This is a genomic window from Kitasatospora sp. NPDC088779, from assembly GCF_040685395.1.
Taxonomy (GTDB): Bacteria; Actinomycetota; Actinomycetes; order Streptomycetales; family Streptomycetaceae; genus Kitasatospora.
This window is the reverse complement of record NZ_JBFBHW010000023.1, coordinates 30,903-49,969: the sequence shown is the minus strand read 5'-3', so window position 1 is coordinate 49,969 and position 19,067 is coordinate 30,903. Positions and strand designations below refer to the sequence as shown.

Below are 19,067 nucleotides of genomic sequence, written 5' to 3'. Positions count from 1 at the left end.
CCGTCGTACTGCCCGAGGTCACTGCGGCGGGGTCGGCAGCGCCACCGCGGGCGCCGACGTCCGCTCCACCGGGCGGAGTTCGGACCACGCGTGCGCCCCGGCCATGCTGACGAACAGGTCGCGCGGCGGCACGAAGGGGGCCCGCCCGTGCGCCACGCTGATGTTGTCCACGATCAGGACCTCACCGGTGTGCACGTTGACGTCGATCTGCTGCGCCCGGTAGGCGGCCTGGAGCTGCCGGACGACCTCGTCCGGGATCTCGCTGCCGTCCGCGTAGAAGGTGTTGGTGGGCATCCCCCACGGGCCGTACTCCTCCAGCAGGAAGTCGGCGACGTCCTCGCGCAGGGTGCGGGCGTGGAAGAAGGTCAGGTGGTTGAACCAGGAGCGGACGCCGGTCTCCGGGTGGGTGGAGACGGCCCAGCGGAGCTGACGGGTCCTCAGGTGGTTGCGCTCCAGCCACTCCAGCTCGATGCTGTTGGCGTCGCAGTAGGCCTTGACCTCGTCCGGGTCGCTGGTGCCGAACGCCTCCTGCCAGGAGAGGCCCAGGCCGGGGCGGAAGTTGCGGACGAGCAGGTAGCCCTCGCGCTCGAACCGCTCGGCGGTCTCCCGGGGCAGCCCGGCGTGCAGGGCGCGGCAGTCGGCCAGCAGGCTGGCGCCGCCGTCCGGCGACTCCTGGCGGCAGAAGAAGAACAGGTAGCGCGGGACGTTCAGGTTGTACGACTGCTCGGTGTGGAGGAAGATCTCCTCGGTCGCCGGGTGGTCGGTGGCCGTGAACACCCCGGGGTGCAGCTCGGTGCGCGGCGAGGAGCGCTCGGTGTAGTCGAGCGGCCGGCCGACGACGGCGTTGACGAAGGTGTCCAGCTCCGGCCACTCCTGCCAGTCGAAGCCGCTGAGCACGACCGCGCCGTGCTCGGTGATCCGCTGGCGGATGAACTCCCCCTGCTCCTTGCCGAGGTCGACCAGCCGGTTGCCCGCGGTCTCGGCGGTGATCCCGAGGACCAGTCCGTCGTGCCGCGCTTCGGTCGAGATGCTGATGGCGGTTGTCACGGAGTGACTCCCTTCTGCGGGCTGCGGGCGCGAAGCCGCTCGGCAGCGGTGTCGAGGGTCTGGAGTGGACGGTTGAAGGCGATCCGGACGTAGCGCTCGCCATCGGCCGGATCGACGAAGAACGAGGTGCCCGGCGCCACCAGCACACCGGTCTCGGCGAGCAGCGTGCGGACGAAGCGCGGGCTGGGCTCGTCGGTCAGCCCGTCGATCCGGGCCAGCACGTAGCAGCCGCCGGCCGGGGGCGTGAAGCCGAATCCGGCGTCCCGCAGCAGGGTCACCGTCCGGTCGCGCCGCTCACGCATCCCCGCCGCGTGGTCCCAGCGCTCCGGCAGCAGCAGGTCCGCGTTGGCCGCGGCGTGCTGGAGCGCGGCCGCCGCGCCGCCGGTGGTGGCCACGTGCACCTTGCGCAGCAGGGCGGTGAGCTCCGGCGCCGCGCGCAGGAAGCCGAGCCGCCAGCCGCTGATCGCATGGCTCTTGGAGAGGCTGCCGACCACCACGGAGCGGTCTGCCAGGCCCTCGATCTCGGCGACCGAGCGGTAGCCGGCCGACTCGTAGACGTACCCGGCGTACACCTCGTCCGAGATCACCACGGCGCCCCAGCGCCGGCACAGCTCGGCGAGCAGGTCGAGGGTGCCGCGCTCCAGGACGACGCCGGTCGGGTTGGCCGGGCTGTTCACGATGACGGCGCGGGTGCGCGGTCCGAAGGCCGCGGCCAGCTCGTCCGGGTCGACGCTCCAGTCGGGCTCCCGCAGCCGGACCGGGCGCGGGCGGGCGCCGGTGAGGGCGATGGCGCTGAGGAAGTTCTCGTAGAAGGGCTCGAACACGATCACCTCGTCGCCGGGGTCGACGAACGAGAGCAGGGCGACGGCCAGCCCCTCGCTGCCGCCGACGGTGACGGTGATCTCGGAGCCCGGGTCCGGGGCGCCGGGCAGGGCCGCGGCGATCCGCTCGCGCAGCAGCGCCAACCCGGCCGGGTCCTGGTACTGGTGGACGCCGGCGCGCAGCGCGGCGACCGCCGCCTCGACCAGCCCGGGCGACGTGTCGGGGTAGGCCGGGGTGCCGACCGCCAGGTCGACGGTGTCCGGCGGCAGCCCCTCCAGCAGCAGCGCGGCCAGCCCCCCGCCGGGCAGCCCGGCCACCCGCTCGGCGCCCAGGGCGCGGCGGGCCGGGGTGTCATGGTGCGTGGTGGCGCTCATCGGCTCACTCCCGCGGCGTCGGTCCGGAGCCGCTGTTCGGTCTGGAGCGGCGCTTCGCCCCGGAGCCGCTGTTCGGCCCGGTCGAAGGCGCCGCGCGGGATCTCGGGCAGCCAGGACGGGCGGCCCGCCTCGTACGCCTCGATCTCCCCGCTCCTGAGCAGGGTCTCCGCGATCACGTCCTGCCCTTCGAGCAGCCGGGCCCGGGCCCGCGCGTCGACCGTGAACGGGTGCTCGCCGCCCGGCCGGCGCAGCAGGCCGGCCCGCAGGTCCACGGTGAGCCGCAGGCCCTCGGCGGACTCCGCGAGGTCCATCAGCTCCTCGACCACGGGGGTCGGCAGGTCGACCGGGACGAGGCCGTTGTTGAGGGCGTTGCGGCGGAAGATGTCGCCGAAGCCGGTGGCGACGACGGCGCGGAACCCCCAGTCGCGCAGCGCCCAGACGGCGTGCTCGCGGGAGCTGCCGATGCCGAAGTCCCGGCCGGCCAGCAGGACCGTCGCGTCCGCGTGGCGCGGCTGCTCCAGGACGAAGCCGTCCTCGGCGCGCCAGCGGGCGAACAGCGCGTCCTCGTAGCCGCTCTTGGTGACCCGCTTGCAGTACTCCGCGGGCAGGATCTGGTCGGTGTCGACGTCGTCGCGGCGCAGGGCGACCGCGCGACCGTGGTGTTCGACGAAGGGTTCCATACTCAGCTGTCCTCTCTCCGGCCGGGCCGGCGCTGTCAGGCCAGGTCGGCGGGGGCCGCGAGCCGCCCGGCCACCGCCGTCGCGGCGGCGACCGCGGGCGACACCAGGTGGGTGCGGGCCCGCGCCCCTTGGCGGCCTTCGAAGTTACGGTTCGAGGTGGAGGCGCAGCGCTCGACACCCTCGAGACGGTCGGTGTTCATCCCCAGACACATCGAGCAACCGGGCAGCCGCCACTCGGCGCCGGCGGCCAGGAAGACCTCGTGCAGCCCCTCCGCCTCGGCCTCGGCCCGCACCTGCATCGAGCCGGGGACGACCAGCATCCGGGTGCCGCCGGCGACGGTGCGCCCGCGCAGCACCCCGGCCGCGGAGCGGAGGTCCTCGATCCGGCCGTTGGTGCAGGAGCCGACGAAGACGACGTCGATCGCGAGGTCCCGCATCGAGGTCCCGGGCCGCAGGCCCATGTAGGCCAGCGCCTTCTGCGCCGAGGCGCGTTCGAGCGGGTCGGTGAAGGTCTGCGGGTCGGGCACGGCGGCGGCGAGCGGCACGGTCTGCGCGGGGTTGGTGCCCCAGGTGACGAGCGGGGTGAGCCCGCCCACGTCGAGCACGACCGTCCGGTCGAACACGGCTCCGGGGTCGGTGGCCAGGGTGGACCAGTCGGCGACGGCGGCGTCCCAGTCCGCCCCGGCGGGGGCGTGCGGACGGCCGCGCAGGTACTCCAGGGTGGTCTCGTCGGGTGCGACGATCCCGGCCCGGGCGCCGGCCTCGATGCTCATGTTGCAGAGCGTCATCCGGGCCTCCATGGAGAGCCCGCGCACCGCGTCGCCCCGGTACTCGATGAGGTGGCCCTGCGCCCCGTTGGCCCCGATCCGGGCGATCAGCGCGAGGATCATCTCCTTCGCCCCGACCTCCGGGGGGAGTTGGCCGGTGAACTCGACGGCCAGGGTGCGCGGCCGGCCGATCTCCAGGCACTGGGTGGCCAGGACGTGCTCCACGTCGCTGGTGCCGATGCCGAAGGCGAGCGCGCCGAACGCGCCGTGCGTGGCGGTGTGGCTGTCCCCGCAGACGATCGTCATGCCGGGCTGCACCAAGCCGAGTTCGGGTCCGACGACGTGCACGATCCCCTGCCGCCGGTGGCCGACCGAGTAGAGCTCGACGCCCTGTTCGGCGCAGTTGCGGCGCAGCGTGTCCAACTGGACCAGGCTGACCGGGTCGAGCACCGCGGTCGCCGTGGTGGCGACGTTGTGGTCCTCCAGCGCCAGGGTCAGCCCCGGCCGCCGGACGCCGCGGCCGGCCAGCCGCAGCCCGTCGAATGCCTGCGGGGAGGTGGCCTCGTGGGTGAGGTGGAGGTCGATGTAGAGGAGGTCCGGTCCGCCGGGCCGGGACGCCACGACGTGGCGCTCCCACAGCTTCTCCGCGAGTGTCCGTGCTGGGCCCATCGTCGTCCCTCTCTCCCCTGCGCTGTCCGTGCGCCACGGCCCTGGGGCGGAACCCCGGCCACCGCATGCCGTCCCGGCCGTACGGACCTCAGCCTCCATGGCGCCACCCACCGCCCACCACGTCTTTAAGCCGGTGCGAAAACGCCCAGCACAGGCGATCACGTGCACGAAGAAAGGTGCAGAGAACTGCACCTCGGATCGGAAGTAAGCCCCCATGAAATCGGCGGCGCCCGGGTTCAGGATGGAGTCATCGAAGGCGGAACCAACGCCGGGACGACGGGCAGAAGATCATCGGATCCCACGGGACCCAGGGAGGAAGCATGTACCCGATGCGCAGGAGCCACGGGGCCGAACCCGGACGCCGGCGGAGCAGGACGGTCGTGCTGACCCTGGCCGCCGTCCTCCTGGTCGGCGCCGGAACATCCGCCTGCCAGGTCAGTACCAAGGCCGCCGACCGGATCGAGCTGTGCGCGAAGATCTTCGGCAAGACCTTCACCGATCCGTTCCCGGACAACGTGGAGGAGGCCCGCAAGAAGATGCGCGACCGGGCCGACGAGCTCGACGGGCTGGCCAAGCAGGCCGGGGACGACAAGCTCCGCAATGCGATCCAGTCGACCGCCGACAAGATGCGCAACGCCGACATCCGCGAGAAGGGTGCGGTGCGCACCGTGGTCGGTTACATCGGTGAGCAGAACGACCGCATCAAGGAACTGCGCCAGACCTGCCTCGACCACCACGACTACCCGTGATGACTGGGCTTCCGAACCAGCGTCACCGTTGAGCCTCCCAGAGCGCACACGGTGACCACAGACCGGAATCGGTGAACAGGGCACTAACAGTTCCCCCGCCGATTCCCTTGGCCGGGCCCCTCGTTGGGTCCCCCGTCTTCCGGGGGGCCCGGCCGTAAATCTCCCCGTACCAATACAAGCCAGGAGCAGTCATGCCCGATTCGACCGGCTGGAAGCCCACTAAGGAACGCCCGATGTGGCCCTGGGTCGTCCTCGCGGTGGTCGCCGTTGGCGTTCTGATCAACGTGCTTATCACGATCTGACGAGCAGATCGAATCCGCGCCTGAGGAACTTCCGCGCTCTTGGCAGGTAGGCCGAGAGCGCGGACCCACGTCCGGCGCGACTCCGGCCCCAACAGACCCCTCTCTCCCCAACCGCCCCACGGGTCACATGACCCCTCAGGGGGCGGTCGAACCGAGTCGAGTCCGCTATCCGGATCAGGTGCAGAGAACTGCACCTTCGAACTGGCGAAGACTCGACTGTCACCCCCCTAAAGCGCCACGTAGCGTAGTCGGTACGGGAACGGGCATGGCCATGTCGAAGATGCGGTCACGCACGATCGACCATCCACCTCACCGTGGATCCCGGCTCCCGGCCCGCCTACATCAACGGCATTCATGGGGGACTCGTGCCACGTCTGCACTTCACGTCGGCAAGCCTGTTGAGAACGCGTATCATGCCGACCCCGGACTGGGTCAGCGAATCACTCTTCGCCCTGGACCTGCTCTCTTCCCGGCACCGCCAGGCGAAACGCCGGCTCCGATGGCATAAAACCCGCCCCGTGGGGCCGGCCCGCCGGCTGGGTCCCACCCACCGGCTCGGGTCCACCCAGCGGCTCGTCGAACTCGCCCGGACCATCCGCCCGTTCCCCGACATGGACACCATGGTCCGGCGCGCCCGGCACTCCGGGAACGGCGCCGACCTGCGCCTGCTCCGGGACCTGGAGTCCTTCTACCGCATCATGGTCGCCCCGCACTGGGACGTGATCTCCCTCACCGTCCAGAGCGACCGGAAGAAGCGACTGGAAATCCTCCAGGACTGCGGCGCGCGCAGCCTGCTGAGCACCCTTCACCCGACCGTCCGGCTCTCCACCTGCTCGCTGGAGATACCCGGACAGAACGAGGACGTGCAACTGGAGGAGGTCGGGCTGACCATTGCGCCGTCCTACTTCCTGGCACCCGATTCCCCGGTCCTGGTGGACGACCACACCATTGCCGACGGACCGACGCTCTTCTACCCCATTCTCCCCGACGGACCGAACTGTGCGACCGAGGGCGTGATCGAAGCGGCAGCGATGCCGGCCTGAGACCGATGACCTCCGATCGCGACAGCATCGGAACTTCAAGGGGGAAAACAGCAATGCGACGCATATTCTTCAGTCCGGCGAGCCTGGCCAAAGTATCGTCGGCCGCTCATCTGGATCCGATGCGAGAGGCGCTGTGCGCCCTCGAAACCTTCGCGACGGGCGGCGGAGGCCCCGTCTTCCATTCCTGGCGACGACGGGTCGCGGGTGAACGGGACGGCCGGGCACTGGCCGAACTCGCCCGCACCGTACGACCTTTCCCGGATCTCTACCGAATTCTCGAAAACTCCTCCGCGGCCGGATCCGGGAACGAATTCCGACCGCGGGTTCTGCGCGATCTGGAGACATTCCACCGGATCGCCGTGGAGCCCTACTGGAGCCAGGTGTCGACCCTGCTCGAAGTCGACCGGAACGCCCGGGCCCAGATCATGATGAGCGGCGGCGTCGACCAGTTGCTCAGCACCCTGCACCCGGCGATCCGCTGGCGTCCCCCGGTGCTGGAGGTCCCCGGGACGGGGCACGACATCAAACTGGAGTCGACCGGCCTGGAGATAGCGCCGTCGCTGTTCCTGTTCTCCCGATCGCCGATCCTGGTCGAACAGCAGGGCGACCGGCCCCTGCTGCTGCTCTACCCGATCCCCGTCCCGCGCGACCGGGAGAACCTGTGGGACCCGGCACCCGACGGCGACCAGGCCCTGGGGGCCCTGCTGGGACGCACCCGGGCGGCCGTCCTCCAGGTGTTGACGACCACCTGCACCACCACCGAGGTCGGCGAGCTGGTGGGCATCTCCACCGCCGCCGCGAGCCAGCACACCGCCGTCCTGCGGGCGGCCGGACTTATCACCACCCTGCGCTCGCTCAACAAAGTGCACCACACCCTGACCCCCCTGGGCGGGGCTCTTCTTCGTGGGGATCCACTGGTCTGACAATTCGCCCTATACCGACGATTCCCGAAGTAACGAACCCGCAACACGCCCCGAGGAGCGATCTCGATCTGACACGGATGGTCTAGGAAAGTGCACCATACATACGGATGCGGGCAGCATGGCCTAAACCCATTACGAGCGAGTAGGTTCTGGGCATGCAAGCACGATGCCTTGTCGCCGCACGCATCATTTACGGAAGCCTGGGAGCGGATTCATGATGGGAGGTGGACCAGCTGAGCGGGAAGCCGCCCCAGACTGTGCCGTCACGCTGGAAAACGTGTCGAAAATCCACCCGGGCACGAACGGTCCCACAGCGGTCCTGCGCGAGTTCTCACTCGGCGTACGAAAAGGCCGCTTCTGTGCCGTCATGGGAGACGAACGCGCCAGCACCACGGCACTCCTGGAGTGCATGGCCGGCGTCACCACCCCGTCCACCGGAACGGTCCACTGGGCCGACGGTGAACGGGGTTCCGTCGGCGCGCTCTGGGGCCAACACGAGCCCGTCCACCCAAATGTGACGGTTCGTGAATTCGTCGATCCGGGCGTTTCCGCACTCGGCCGCCGCCAGGCCTGGCAGATCAGTCGGATCACCCGACTGTGGCTCTGGCGGCGGCCGCTCCGGAGGCTGGGCCGGGTCCAGCAGCACAACGCCATGCTGGCCCGGCTGCTGGCCGGCTCCCCGCGCCTGCTGCTGGTCGACACCCCCGGCCACGACGACTCGCCCGAACTCGCCCGCGCCATCGGCGCCTCACTCCGCCGCGCGGTCCGCGCCCTCGACCTCACGGCGGTCCTCGTCACCACCGACCCGGAAGCCGCCGCGTACGCGGACAGCGTCGTCTTCCTCCACCACGGCCGCCTCGCCGACGCCCTCGGACCCTCCACCCCCGCCGAGATCGCCGACTGCCTCCAGCACCTCCGAAGAGGCTCGACCACCTGATCCGCCCCGCCTTCCCCGGCGCCCCTCTCCCAGGGCGCCCCCGGCGCCCCTTCCCCGGCGCCCCTCGCCCTCCCCGGCGCCCCCCGGTCAAGCGGTGCACAGCGCTTCCCCAGCCGCGGCCCCCGCGCCCCGTGCGTCCTCCGGCGCACCGCGCCGGCGCATCCCGGACCGCAGCCCCGCACCCGCCGGCCCGCCCGGCGACGCCCCCCGGCAGGCCCCGGGCGGACACCCCTGCCATCGCCTGCCTCGGCCGGCTACCGCTGCCGCCGCGCACCCGTCGGTCGTCAGCCGCCGGTCGTCAGCCGTCAGCCGTCAGCCGCTCAGTGCGGCGGGGTCGGGATCAGGCTCGCCAGGGGGTTGAAGTAGACCTTGGACGGCATGCAGGCCGGGCCCGGGCTCCGCATGAGGCCGGTGTGCATCTCGCGCGAGCTGTGGGCGGGGTCGGTCCCGGCGAAGGGCAGGTAGATGAAGAGCTTGAGGCCGGCCGGGACGGCGCGGGGGCGGACGGTGAGGACGAGCGGGCCGGCGCCCTCCGTATGCATGTCCCAACTGTCCTGGCCCTCCTGGTTGTCCGGGGTCTCCGGCTCGGAGGCGCGGCAGCCGGGCTGGCCGGCGTAGACCCGGGCGGGGATCCCGAACCGGTCCAGGTCGCGCTGCAGTTGGTCCGGGTCCACCGGCTTGTACTGCTCCAGGATGGTGAGTTTGACGAGGTCGTCACCGCCTTCGAGGGTGTACGCGGCGTTGTCGACGCGGCCCAGCGCGTGGCCGGTGCCGTCGGCCGGGTGCTGGGCGTCCTGGTGCCGGGCGTCCGGGGCGGGGCGGCCGGGGCCTGTGGCGAGGAGGGCGCCGACCAGAGCGGCGGCCAGGCCCGCCGGGAGGGCCAGGCGCAGCGCCAGGCTGCGCCGCCGGGCCGTGCGCCGGGAGTTGTCGGTGACGGTGTCCATCAGGTGTTCCTTCAGCAGGAGGTGGCGGCCCGGGGGGAGCTCCGGGGCCGCCGGGGCCGGCAGCAGCCGGACCAGTTCCTCCCGCTCGGTCTGCTCGGACCGGTCCCGGGGGGTGGCGTTCATCGGGTCGTCTCCTTGTACGGCCGGACCGCGAGGTCGCGGTCACCTGCTACCTGTCCGCCGGCGCCCGGGCGTTGCGCACCTCTTCCCGAGCCCGCGGACCGTGACGCGGCGAGCTCCTTCGCCGTCAACTCCCGCAGCCGGGCCCGGGCCCGCGACAACCGCGAGCGGATCGTCCCCACCGGCCGGCCCAGCGCCTCGGCGACGGCCGCGTGGTCCAGGCCCTCCCACACGCACAGCGCGAACACCTCGCGCTCCGCCGGCCGCAGCCGTTCCAGCGCGGCCTTCGCGGCGGCCAGTTCCTCGGCGTCGGCGATCCGACCCGCCAGCTCCCCGGCGAAGTCCGGCACCGCCTCGCGCGGCGGCAGCTTGGCCAGCGCCCGCTGGTGGCGCCGCGCGGCCCGACGGGTGTTGCGGATGACGTTGCCCGCGATCCCCAGCAACCACGGCCGCAGGCTCTCCCCCTCGGGATCGACCCGCGCGCGCAGCCGCCACGCCTCCAGGAACGTCAGCGAGACCACGTCCTCGGCGACGGCCCAGTCCCCGGTCATCCGCACGGCGTGCCGGTACACCGCCTGGGCGTGGTCCTCGAAGACCAGCCCGAACGCCGCCGCGTCCCCAGCGCGCACCCGGGCGCGTATCGAATTCTCCACACCAGCTCCTGTCCCGCCGCCGCCACCCGTTGCCGTGATCCACGCCACACCGCGCCGGGCCGCCGCACCATCGACGAAGGATCCCCGAGCCCCTTCCGGAAGAAGGGACTCGGGGATCCTCGGACCGGCCGGCCCGACACCGGCGGTCGGTTCGGGGCGCCGCCCCCGCGGTCAGGCCGGCTCGACCGGCTCCGGTTTCCGGGAGGCGGCCAGGGTGCGGCCGAACGCGGCGAGGGCGGCGGCGACGGCCAGCAGGCCGACCACGACCGCGAGGTTGCGCCCGAGGTCGGCGAGGTCGCGCGGCAGTGCCAAGTAGTAGGGCGCGGGGAGCATGACCGCCCAGGGGAGGGCGGCCAGCGCCACGCCGACGGCGCGCGGCCGGTCGGGCCGGCGGGCGGCGAAGTGGACGAAGAAGGCGGTCGCCATCACCACGGCGGGCCAGGCCGACGACGCGTCGAGCAGCATCTGGGTGCTGCGCGGGAAGATGACCTCGGAGTAGTCCTCCAGGTCGCGCCAGGGCCAGGCGAGGACGAGCGCGCTCATCGGCAGCGCGATGACGGCCGCCGCGACGACCGTCCCGACCCGGGCGCGGACGCGCTGGTCGACGCCGTCGGGCGGGGCGATGAGCAGCGGCACCCCGAGCAGGAGCCAGAGGGGCAGCTGGTGGAGGGACAGGAAGAGCACCCCGGCCGGGTGGACGGCGTAGCCGACCGCGGCGCCGATCCGGGCGAGGACGCCGACCAGCACCAGGAGGCGGGCGGCGCCCCAGTGCCCGAGGCCGGCGCCGAGCAGCGCGAGGACCCAGGGGGCGGCCTGCACCGCGCCCACCGCGGTCGCGGCCGTGGTGTGCAGGCCCATCAGCTCGAAGCGCGTGTCCGCGACGAAGAAGGTCATCACCAGTTGGACGAAGGCCAGCGCCGCCCCTCCGGCCAGCAGGAACGGTGCGGCGCCGGCGAGCGCCCGGCCCGCGGGGTCTCCGGAGCTGAGCCGGGTCCGCAGCCGGGCGGCGTGCGCGGCCAGGGTGACCCACTCGCGCAGCACGGTGCGCCGGTCGGCGCCCTCGACGGACTCGGCGAAGACGGCGGCGATCTCCTCGCCGTGCGAGGCCCGGTAGGCGGCGGGGTAGATGCCGATCAGCGGGAGCCTGCCGGGCAGCGCCCCGGCCTGCTGCGCGGTCATGCCGCACCGCCGCTCAACCGGAGCGCCCCGAGACGCGGCCCCCGCCCGAGCGCGAGCCTGCGCTCGGCCTCGACGACTCCGGCCCGCAGCCGTTCCGTCTCCGCGCCCAGGACGTCCCGGCCGTCCTCGGTGAGGGCGAAGGTGCGCCGCATCCGGCCGCCGACGACCTCCTCGTGGTCGATCCGGATCAGCCCCTGCTGGAGGAGCCGGTCCAGCGCGGTGTAGAGGGTGCCGGTGAGCAGCTTGGTCCGGCCGTCGGAGATGGCCAGGACTTCCTGGACGATCGCGTAGCCGTGCCGCGGGGCATCGGCGAGCGCGGTGAGCACGAGCCGGGTCGGCTCCTGTAGTTGACGGTTAGCCATGGCCGTGAGCATAGATCAATGGCAAACATATGTCGATGATTTAGCTATCGGCCCGCTCCACCCCCGTACCCGGCGGCCGTCGGAGCGGGCAGGCGCACGGTGAACACCGAGCCCGCGCCGGGGCTGCTGGCCGCGTGAACGCCGCCGCCGTGGAGCTCGGCGAGCTTGCGGACGATGGCGAGGCCCAGACCGCTGCCGCCGCTCTGCCGGTTGCGGGACTTGTCGGCCCGCCAGAAGCGCTCGAACACCAACGGCAGGTCCGCCTCGGCGATGCCGCCGCCGGTGTCGGCGACCTCGATGAGCAGGGCGTCGGACTCCGTCCGGGTCCGCAGGGTGACCGTGCCGCCCGCCGGGGTGTGCCGGACGGCGTTGGCGACCAGGTTGCCCACCAGCTGGCGCAGGCGCACCGGGTCGGCGAACACCTCGTACCCGGCCGTCTCGTACCCGGCCGGGGCGCCGGCCGTCTCGGGCCCCGTCCGGTCCGCGACCGCCTCGACGACCAGGGCCACGCCCGACGCCTGCGCCCGGGCGCCGTGCGCGGTGGCGACCTGGGCCAGCAGGTCCTCGACGTCCACGGGCTCGCGGTGCAGGGCCAGTTCACCGGCGTCGGCGGCGGCGAGGTCCCGCAGGTCGTCGATCAGGTGCTGGAGTTGCAGGGCCTCCTCCAGCAGCGAACTCGTCAAGGCGCCGTCGGCGGTGACGACGCCGTCCTCGACGGCCTCCAGCCAGCCGCGGATGTTGCTGAGCGGGGTGCGCAGCTCGTGCGCGATGTCGCCGACCATCGCCCGGCGCATCTCCTCCAGCTGTTCGCGGCGCTGCGCCATGGCGTTGAAGGCGGCGGCGAGTCCGGCGATCTCGTCGCGACCGGTCGCGGTCACCCGGGCGGAGAGGTCCCCGTCGGTCATCCGCCGGGCAGCGCGGGTGAGCGCGTTCAGCGGCCGGGAGAGCCGCAGGCCAACGATCGTGGTGATCGCCACGGTGACCGCCAGCACCAGCGCGGCGACCTCGGCGACCCGCCCGCGGTGCGGGGCGGACAGCACGGGGGCCTGGTCCGCCGCGCCGGCGGGCGCGCCGACGAACAGCAGCACGGGCGGCGCCACGTACCGGACGAGCTGCTGCCGGCGGGAGTTGGCGAGGCAGGCGGAGATCACCTGCTCCTGCTCCCGGTCGCGGGCCGGGGCCCACTGCAACCCCAGGGACAGCGTCACGGGCCGGATCTGCTGGCGCTCCAGGCAGGCGTTGACGAGCGCGGTGAGGTCGGCGAGGGCGGCGCTCTCGGTGCGGGTCGGGGCGTCCAGCACCAGCGGGGGCGCGCAGCGCACGCCGAGCGGCCGGCCGCCGGGGACGCTCACCACGGGGCGGCCGGCGGCGTCGTCGGTGACGGTCGCCTCGACGCCCAGTTCCGACCGCAGGCAGCCGGCCCGATTCCGCGCGGCCTCCTCCATGGCCGCGCGCTCGGCGGTCGTCAGCCGGAACGGGCCCACGGCACGGGCGTCGATCCGGTCGGCCGGGGCGTCGGGCAGCATGGCGAGGTCGACGGAGAGCGGGTCGACCGTGGTGGTGGGCGTCCGGGGCAGCACCGTCCGGTCGGCGGCGCCCGGGGGCGGTGCCGACGGCGTGGCGGCCGGGGGCGGTGACCCGGGGGCGGTGGCGGGGGTCCCGGAGGTGGCGGCCGGTGACCCGGGTGCGGTGGCCGCGGAGTCGACGACCGGCTCGAAGCGCGGAGTGGTCAGCAGGATGCGCTGCCCGGTGTCGGCGGCGAGCCGCCGCACGGTGCTCTCCGCACCCGTCCAGTCGGGGTGGGTCGCGGCGTAGCCGAGCAGTTCGTGGTAGATCCGGGCCTGGTCCGCGAGGACCTGGCGCTGCTCCTGCCTGATCGCGCCCGTCGTGGTGCGGGCGGTCAGCCAGGCCGTCGCGGCGATCGAACAGAGCGAGACCAGGGCGGAGAGGGCGAGCAGCCGGATCAGCAGGCTGCGGCGCGGCGGGGCGTCACGACGCACCGCGCGGCCCCTCCGCGAGCTTGTAGCCGATGCCGTAGACCGTCAGCAGGCGGGTGGGGCGGCGCGGTTGGGGCTCGATCTTGCGGCGCAGGTTCATCACGTGGGTGTCGACGGTCCGGGTGGTGATGTACCGGTCGATGCCGTGCAGGTGCTCCAGCAGCTGGGCCCGGGTGAAGACCCGGCCGGGCTGGGCGGCCAGCACCTGGAGCAGCCGGAACTCGCCGGGCGTGCAGCTGACGGGCCGTCCGTCGGCGGTGACCTCGTGGCGCAGGGGGTCGACGGTGAGGGCCCCGGCGGTCAGTACGGCCGGGGGCGCGGCGGCGGGCGGCGCGGTCGGCGGCAGGGTGGGCGCGGCCGGCGGCGCGGGAGCACCCGGGGTCAGCGGCCGGGACCCGCGGCGCAGCAGGGCCCGGACCCGGGCCACGAGCTCGCGCGGGCTGTACGGCTTGGTGAGGTAGTCGTCGGCGCCGAGGTCGAGGCCGAGCAGCAGGTCCTCCTCGGCGGTGCGGGCCGTCAGCATCAGCACCGGCAGGGCGGATTCGGCACGCAGGGCACGGCAGACGTCGAGCCCGTCCATGACGGGCATCATCACGTCGAGGACCAGGAGGTCCGCCGGGCCGCGCCGGGCCTGCTCCAGCGCGGCCCGGCCGTCGTGGACGACGACCACGCGATGCCCTTCCCGCTCCAGGTACAGGCGGGCCAGGTCGGCCTGCTTGGGATCGTCCTCGGCGACCACGACATGTGCGCACATGAGGATGATCGTAAGTCGCCCTCCGGAAGCACCCCTACCGGTTCCCGACAGCCTCTCGACAAGTTCCTGACATCGACGGACCAGGGTGGACGGAGTCCGCCGGGGGAAGCCCCCCGGCCCCGCCTCCGAAAGGCTCCCGTGTGATGCCCTCCCGCCGCCTGGTGTCCCTCGCCGCCCACGTCATCGGGACCGCCCTGCTGCTGTCCACCGTCCCCGCCGCCGCGGCCACGGCCGCCGAGCACAGGCCCGCCCCGGCCGCGCCCACCGTCGAGGCGGCCGAGGTGATGCCGCACCTCCAGGCCCTGCAGCGGATCGCGGACCGCAACGGCGGCAACCGCGCGCACGGCACCAAGGGGTACGCGGAGTCGGTGGCGTACGTGAAGCACGCGCTGGACCGGGCCGGCTTCCAGACGCAGCTGCGCCGCTTCTCCCACGACGGCAAGGACGGCTACAACCTGATCGCCGACTGGCAGGGCGGCGACCCCGACCACGTGCTGCTCACCGGCGCCCACCTGGACAGCGTCCCGATGGGCCCGGGGATCAACGACAACGGCTCCGGCTCGGCGGCCGTCCTGACCACCGCCCTCCAGGTGGCCAAGGCCAAGCTGAAGCCCGAGCGGCACCTGCGCTTCGCCTGGTGGGGGGCGGAGGAGCTGGGGATGGTCGGCTCGGCGGACTACGTCAAGAACCTGTCCGCCGGCGACCGCAAGGCCATCGACCTGTACCTCAACCTCGACCAGGCGGGCAGCAAGAACCTCCAGCAGTACCTCCTGGTGAAGGACGCGAAGAACAACGAGACCGCGGCCTTCCAGGCCTTCGAGAAGTGGTTCACCGACCGGGGCCTGGCCACCTTCGACATCCCGCTGGACAGCTCCGACAGCCAGCCGTTCGGGGACGCGGGCATCCCGTCGTCCGGCTTCAGCAGCGGCGTCTCGGACTGCCTCCACAGCGCGTGCGACAACCTCGCCAACGTCGACCCCGCGACGCAGGCGACCAGCACCAACGCCATGATCGGCGTGGTGTGGCAGTTCGCCACCGCCAAGCCCGCAGCCGCCAAGCCCGCCGCTCCGGCCGCTCCGGCCGCTCCGGCCACCACCGCCCCGGCCACCGTCCCCGCCGCCGCCCGGTCCTGACCGCCCGTCCCCAGGAGCCACAGATGCGCACACCGCCGAGTCGCCACCGCCGCAAGGCCGTCACCCTGGTGGCCGCCGCCACCGCCCTCGGAGTCGCCCTGACCGCCGCCCCCGCGGGAGCGGCCGGGATCGGGGACCCGTACTTCCCCGAGGACGGCAACGTCGGCTACGACGTGGCGAACTACGACGTCCGGATCGCCTACGACCCGGCTCACCCCGACCAGTTGAACGGCGACACGACCGTCACCGCCCGGGCCCTCCAGTCGCTCGACCGCCTCTCCCTGGACCTCAAGGGCTTCCAGGTCGCCTCCGTCACCGTGAACGGCACCCCGGCCAAGTCGTTCTCCCGCTCCGGCACGCACAAGCTGGACATCGTGCCCGCCCGCCGGGTGGCCGGCGGCGCCACCTTCGCGGTGCGGGTGGTGTACGCGGGCAAGCCCGACCCCGAGGGCTGGCACCAGCTGGTGTCCGGCGGCGTCAACGCGATGGGCGAGCCGCACTCGGCGACCTCCTGGTTCCCGTCCAACGACCACCCGTCCGACAAGGCCACCTTCTCGCTCGCCGCGACCGTCCCCGACGGCTGGACCGCCATCGGCAACGGCCGGCCCGGCCAGACCACCAGCAAGGACGGCTCGACGACCTTCCGCTGGCGCGAGGACAAGCCGATGGCGACCTACCTCAGCACCGTCGCCATCGACAAGTTCACCGTCCACCGCTCGGCGCTGTCCGACGGGACGCCGGTCATCACGGCCTACGGCCCGGACGTGCCGATCGACGACATGGCCAAGGCGACCGAGGCCCAGCAGCCGGAGATCATCGCCTTCCTGGCCTCCAAGTTCGGCCCGTACCCGTTCTCCTCCGCGGGCGCCATCGTCCGCAGCTGGACCAAGGAGACGGGCACCGGCGCGCCGGACCTGGAGACCCAGAGCCGGCCCACCTACACCAACTACTTCTGGGACTCCGCGGCCGTCCACGAGATCACCCACCAGTGGTTCGGCGACAGCGTCTCGTTCACCGACTGGCGCGACGGCTGCATCGCCGAATGCGTCGCCCAGTACGCCAACCAGCTGTGGGACGAGCACCAGGGCAGCAACCTCGACACCGGCTTCTACACCCCCACCGTCGAGGAGAACCGGAACAAGCCGGAGTTCTGGTCCACCAAGCTGTACGACCCCGGGCAGGGCCAGGAACTGGCCTCAGCCCTCTACTTCAAGGGCTCCCTGATGATGCACGCCCTGCGGCGCACCGTCGGCGACGACGCGTTCTTCGCCACCCTCAAGCGCTGGACCGCGGACCACGCCTACGGCAACGCCTCCTTCCCCCAGTTCGAGGCCCTCGCCGCCAAGGTCTCGGGCAAGGACCTCAAGGGCTTCTTCGACGCCTGGGCCCACGGCACCACACTCCCCGCGAAGGAGTACCTCTACCCCGGCACCCTGGCCCCCCTGGCCCCGGCAGGCAGCCAGTAACACCCCCCAGCCCCCTCCCCCGCACCGACGCCAGCCCTCCTGATGCTCCATCAGGAGGGCTGGTGCACGCCCGGATTGAGCTCCTCCAGGATGGCATCGGAGACAGTCCGCGGCTGCGGGCGCTGCGGAGCCGGGGTGCCGCCGTGCGTCGATCTGAAGTCGCCGACGGGGGCCGGGAAGTGGCCCATCTCGTGGAACAGGCCCGAGAGGTCCGTGTCCTGCGGCGGCAGCGGCGGCAGCTCATGGGGCAGGTCCCCCACCGGGACGAGCTCGATCTCCGACGGGCCGCCCCCTGGCGTACCGTCCCCCGTCGTGCCGCCCCCCGTCGTACCGCCGCGCGGTGGGCGCGGGCCCTCCAGCCTGCCGTTCAGCCAGCCCTCGATGTGGTCGCCCGGCGAGATGGAGAACTTGTTCCCGGGGTTCATCGCCCCGTGCCGCCACCCCCACGCCCCGGCGAACGCGCCGTTGGCCGCGCCGGAGACGTAGTCACCCGACAGCCCGAACACCGCGTCCTGCGCCGCGCCTTCGGCCATCCCGGTCAGCGCCCCGTAGCCGGTGTTCCAGACCAGCCCGGCCGCGCCCTTGGCGAACGCGCCGGCCTCCTTGCCGGTCAGCGAGGTGAAGCCCTTCCCGAGCCCCTTTCCCAGGCCCTTGCCCAGACCCTTGCCGAGCCACCCGGCACCGACACCGACCGCGCCGCCCACCGCCCCGTTGATGGCGGCCGTGCCCAGCTCACCGCCGTCGATCGACGTGCGGTGGCCCTGGCCCAGCTCGATCACCTGGGCCAGCAGGTCGAAGCCCACCTGGGCCAGCACCGACTCGGCGACCCGGGTCACCGCGCTGATCAGCGCCTTGCGCAGGAAGGCCCACACCAGGGCCCTGGTGAAGGCGATCTCCACGGGCGCCGCCTCGGCCCCGCCGAAGAGGAACATCACGGCGTCGATGGCCAGTTGAACCGCCAGGACCACCAGCGCACCGATGATCTCGATGCGCAGGGTCTCGATCTGGTTCGCCAGGTTGTGCAGCGCGTCGGCGGCGGCGTCGCAGCACTGGGCGATGAGCGGCAGCGCGGCGTCGTCGGCGACGGCGAGCCTGGCCAGATAGGCGTCGAACGCGTCCTTGCTGGCGCCGCTCAGGCCCTGGTCGAGCTGGGACTTGGCGTCCGCCAGGTCCAGGACGCAGGCACGGATCGACTTCGCCGCCTCGGCCCAGGCATCCGCCTCGGCCCGCAGCGCGCTCTCGTTCCCGGTGGGCCACTTGTTGCCCACCAGGATCATCAGCAGGTTCTGCAACCCGTCCGGCAGCGAGGCGTTGGGGGCGTCGACCGCCATCACGCGCCGCCGCTACCGGGCCCCGGGAACGTCCAGGCGAGTTCCGTGGCGTGCTCGTCGGCCCTCTCGAACGTGCTGCGCGTGGCGCCGAGGGCGTCGGCCAGCTTGCGCAGGGTGTCCGGCAGCGCCTGCACCGCCTTCAGCAGATCGTCCCGCGGCTGGGCGAAGACCTGGTCGAAGCCCTGCCCGAGCGCCGGATCATCCCCCCAGGGCGCCGCACCGAACAGGGCCGCCGAGCTGAGCGCCGTCCAGGCGGCAGCCATGCCCTCGGCCGCCTTGCCCGCATCCGCCCCGGCCTTGCCCACCAACGCGAAGTCGACCACCAGCGTCCCGTCCAGAGTCGGCAGCTGCGGCACCGCCGGCCCGCCGTACGGCGGCACCCCGGTGGGCGCATTGCGGTAACCACCAGTGGGACCAGGCACATCAGGCAACGGAGGAGTCGGCACCCACCCACCTCACCCGATCCCACCCCCAGCCCCACCCCCTCTTGACGACATCCCAACGATCACCGCCCCACTCCTGACGCCCCCCTGACACCCCCGGACCCCGCGTCGCCCATGCTCCCCCACTCGTGGCGGGCTCGCCGAGCAATTACTCGATGAGCCCCACCAGGATTGAACGGAAAGTTACCGTAAGTGCCCAGAACAAACATCTGGGCCCCCGATGCGCATCACGCGCCCGGGGACCCGGATGTCGCAAAATCAGGATCCAGGCGCAGGCGCGGGCATCACTACCATTGCGTATATCACACCGAGTGCGCTCATCAGCAGGAAGGGCCAAGCACCCGCAAGGAGATAGAGCAGTGGGGGCAGGGC

At 72.7% G+C, this 19,067-nt stretch carries 18 protein-coding genes; 6 read left to right on the top strand and 12 right to left on the bottom strand.

From position 1 onward, the window contains the following. Positions 1-18 precede the first annotated feature (18 nt). The 4 genes from AB0P03_RS22400 to leuC are packed head-to-tail and all read right to left on the bottom strand — an operon-like array spanning position 19 to position 4,359. Complete coding sequence (locus tag AB0P03_RS22400; protein WP_363623342.1) at positions 19-1,047, bottom strand: TauD/TfdA family dioxygenase; 1,029 nt, start codon at positions 1,045-1,047, stop codon at positions 19-21. Then, positions 1,044-2,243, bottom strand: a complete 1,200-nt coding sequence (locus AB0P03_RS22395; RefSeq protein ID WP_363630413.1) for a pyridoxal phosphate-dependent aminotransferase — start codon at positions 2,241-2,243, stop codon at positions 1,044-1,046. Before AB0P03_RS22395 ends, AB0P03_RS22400 begins: the two co-directional genes overlap by 4 nt. After that, positions 2,240-2,923, bottom strand: coding sequence for a 3-isopropylmalate dehydratase small subunit (leuD, locus tag AB0P03_RS22390; RefSeq protein ID WP_363630411.1), 684 nt, complete (start codon positions 2,921-2,923; stop codon positions 2,240-2,242). The genes AB0P03_RS22395 and leuD overlap by 4 nt, the downstream gene beginning before the upstream one ends. Positions 2,924-2,958: 35 nt before the next feature. Continuing rightward, positions 2,959-4,359 carry a 3-isopropylmalate dehydratase large subunit gene (gene leuC / locus AB0P03_RS22385; RefSeq protein WP_363623338.1) on the bottom strand — a complete coding sequence of 467 codons (1,401 nt, stop codon included), beginning with the start codon at positions 4,357-4,359 and terminating at the stop codon, positions 2,959-2,961. A 329-nt stretch (positions 4,360-4,688) separates the two neighbouring features. On the opposite strand from leuC, the gene AB0P03_RS22380 reads away from it, so the two are divergent. The 4 genes from AB0P03_RS22380 (at position 4,689) to AB0P03_RS22365 (ending at position 8,313) form a co-directional block, all read left to right on the top strand. Then, a complete protein-coding gene (locus AB0P03_RS22380; protein ID WP_363585146.1) occupies positions 4,689-5,108 on the top strand; it encodes a hypothetical protein in 420 nt (139 codons plus the stop codon). 715 nt (positions 5,109-5,823) lie between these two features. Beyond that, positions 5,824-6,453, top strand: a complete 630-nt coding sequence (locus AB0P03_RS22375; protein ID WP_063349701.1) for a hypothetical protein — start codon at positions 5,824-5,826, stop codon at positions 6,451-6,453. A gap of 359 nt (positions 6,454-6,812) precedes the next feature. After that, a complete protein-coding gene (locus AB0P03_RS22370; RefSeq protein ID WP_363585150.1) occupies positions 6,813-7,376 on the top strand; it encodes a winged helix-turn-helix domain-containing protein in 564 nt (187 codons plus the stop codon). A gap of 166 nt (positions 7,377-7,542) precedes the next feature. Next, positions 7,543-8,313 (top strand): ATP-binding cassette domain-containing protein, encoded by a 771-nt coding sequence (locus AB0P03_RS22365; RefSeq protein WP_363630409.1) that lies wholly within the window; start codon positions 7,543-7,545, stop codon positions 8,311-8,313. Between the two features lie 320 nt (positions 8,314-8,633). Here AB0P03_RS22365 and AB0P03_RS22360 read toward each other — a convergent pair whose 3' ends face one another. The 6 genes from AB0P03_RS22360 to AB0P03_RS22335 form a co-directional block, all read right to left on the bottom strand. Then, positions 8,634-9,380, bottom strand: a complete 747-nt coding sequence (locus tag AB0P03_RS22360; RefSeq protein ID WP_363630407.1) for a hypothetical protein — start codon at positions 9,378-9,380, stop codon at positions 8,634-8,636. Further along, positions 9,377-10,030: an RNA polymerase sigma factor gene (locus AB0P03_RS22355; RefSeq protein ID WP_363630405.1), complete on the bottom strand. Its 654-nt coding sequence runs from the start codon at positions 10,028-10,030 to the stop codon at positions 9,377-9,379. Before AB0P03_RS22355 ends, AB0P03_RS22360 begins: the two co-directional genes overlap by 4 nt. Before the next feature lie 171 nt (positions 10,031-10,201). Continuing rightward, positions 10,202-11,209, bottom strand: a complete 1,008-nt coding sequence (locus tag AB0P03_RS22350) for a hypothetical protein (RefSeq protein ID WP_363630403.1) — start codon at positions 11,207-11,209, stop codon at positions 10,202-10,204. Then, positions 11,206-11,571, bottom strand: a complete 366-nt coding sequence (locus AB0P03_RS22345) for a PadR family transcriptional regulator (protein WP_363585158.1) — start codon at positions 11,569-11,571, stop codon at positions 11,206-11,208. The genes AB0P03_RS22350 and AB0P03_RS22345 overlap by 4 nt, the downstream gene beginning before the upstream one ends. Positions 11,572-11,615: 44 nt before the next feature. Next, the gene (locus AB0P03_RS22340) at positions 11,616-13,571 is read right to left on the bottom strand and encodes an ATP-binding protein (RefSeq protein ID WP_363630401.1); all 1,956 of its coding nucleotides are present in this window, start codon (positions 13,569-13,571) and stop codon (positions 11,616-11,618) included. Next, the gene (locus AB0P03_RS22335) at positions 13,561-14,322 is read right to left on the bottom strand and encodes a response regulator transcription factor (RefSeq protein WP_363630399.1); all 762 of its coding nucleotides are present in this window, start codon (positions 14,320-14,322) and stop codon (positions 13,561-13,563) included. Before AB0P03_RS22335 ends, AB0P03_RS22340 begins: the two co-directional genes overlap by 11 nt. Before the next feature lie 143 nt (positions 14,323-14,465). Between AB0P03_RS22335 and AB0P03_RS22330 the strand changes: the two genes are divergently transcribed. Together AB0P03_RS22330 and AB0P03_RS22325 are read left to right on the top strand one after the other, a co-directional pair. Next, positions 14,466-15,455, top strand: a complete 990-nt coding sequence (locus tag AB0P03_RS22330; protein ID WP_363585164.1) for a M20/M25/M40 family metallo-hydrolase — start codon at positions 14,466-14,468, stop codon at positions 15,453-15,455. Positions 15,456-15,478: 23 nt separating this feature from the next. Then, entirely contained in the window at positions 15,479-16,921 is a 1,443-nt protein-coding gene (locus AB0P03_RS22325) for a M1 family metallopeptidase (RefSeq protein ID WP_363585166.1), read from the top strand. Positions 16,922-16,971: 50 nt separating this feature from the next. Here AB0P03_RS22325 and AB0P03_RS22320 read toward each other — a convergent pair whose 3' ends face one another. Beyond that, a complete protein-coding gene (locus tag AB0P03_RS22320; protein ID WP_363630397.1) occupies positions 16,972-18,255 on the bottom strand; it encodes a hypothetical protein in 1,284 nt (427 codons plus the stop codon). Then, on the bottom strand, positions 18,252-18,674 hold the full coding sequence (locus AB0P03_RS22315; protein WP_363585170.1) for a hypothetical protein: 423 nt from the start codon (positions 18,672-18,674) through the stop codon (positions 18,252-18,254). Before AB0P03_RS22315 ends, AB0P03_RS22320 begins: the two co-directional genes overlap by 4 nt. Positions 18,675-19,067 lie beyond the last annotated feature (393 nt).

Excerpts from the sequence above, each read along its gene's own strand:
- AB0P03_RS22395 (WP_363630413.1), bottom strand. The coding sequence starts at position 2,243 with ATGAGCGCCACCACGCACCATGACACCCCGGCCCGCCGCGCCCTGGGC.
- leuD (WP_363630411.1), bottom strand. The coding sequence starts at position 2,923 with ATGGAACCCTTCGTCGAACACCACGGTCGCGCGGTCGCCCTGCGCCGC.
- leuC (WP_363623338.1), bottom strand. The coding sequence starts at position 4,359 with ATGGGCCCAGCACGGACACTCGCGGAGAAGCTGTGGGAGCGCCACGTC.
- AB0P03_RS22380 (WP_363585146.1), top strand. The coding sequence starts at position 4,689 with ATGCGCAGGAGCCACGGGGCCGAACCCGGACGCCGGCGGAGCAGGACG.
- AB0P03_RS22375 (WP_063349701.1), top strand. The coding sequence starts at position 5,824 with ATGCCGACCCCGGACTGGGTCAGCGAATCACTCTTCGCCCTGGACCTG.
- AB0P03_RS22365 (WP_363630409.1), top strand. The coding sequence starts at position 7,543 with ATGCCTTGTCGCCGCACGCATCATTTACGGAAGCCTGGGAGCGGATTC.
- AB0P03_RS22360 (WP_363630407.1), bottom strand. The coding sequence starts at position 9,380 with ATGAACGCCACCCCCCGGGACCGGTCCGAGCAGACCGAGCGGGAGGAA.
- AB0P03_RS22350 (WP_363630403.1), bottom strand. The coding sequence starts at position 11,209 with ATGACCGCGCAGCAGGCCGGGGCGCTGCCCGGCAGGCTCCCGCTGATC.
- AB0P03_RS22345 (WP_363585158.1), bottom strand. The coding sequence starts at position 11,571 with ATGGCTAACCGTCAACTACAGGAGCCGACCCGGCTCGTGCTCACCGCG.
- AB0P03_RS22335 (WP_363630399.1), bottom strand. The coding sequence starts at position 14,322 with ATGTGCGCACATGTCGTGGTCGCCGAGGACGATCCCAAGCAGGCCGAC.
- AB0P03_RS22330 (WP_363585164.1), top strand. The coding sequence starts at position 14,466 with ATGCCCTCCCGCCGCCTGGTGTCCCTCGCCGCCCACGTCATCGGGACC.
- AB0P03_RS22325 (WP_363585166.1), top strand. The coding sequence starts at position 15,479 with ATGCGCACACCGCCGAGTCGCCACCGCCGCAAGGCCGTCACCCTGGTG.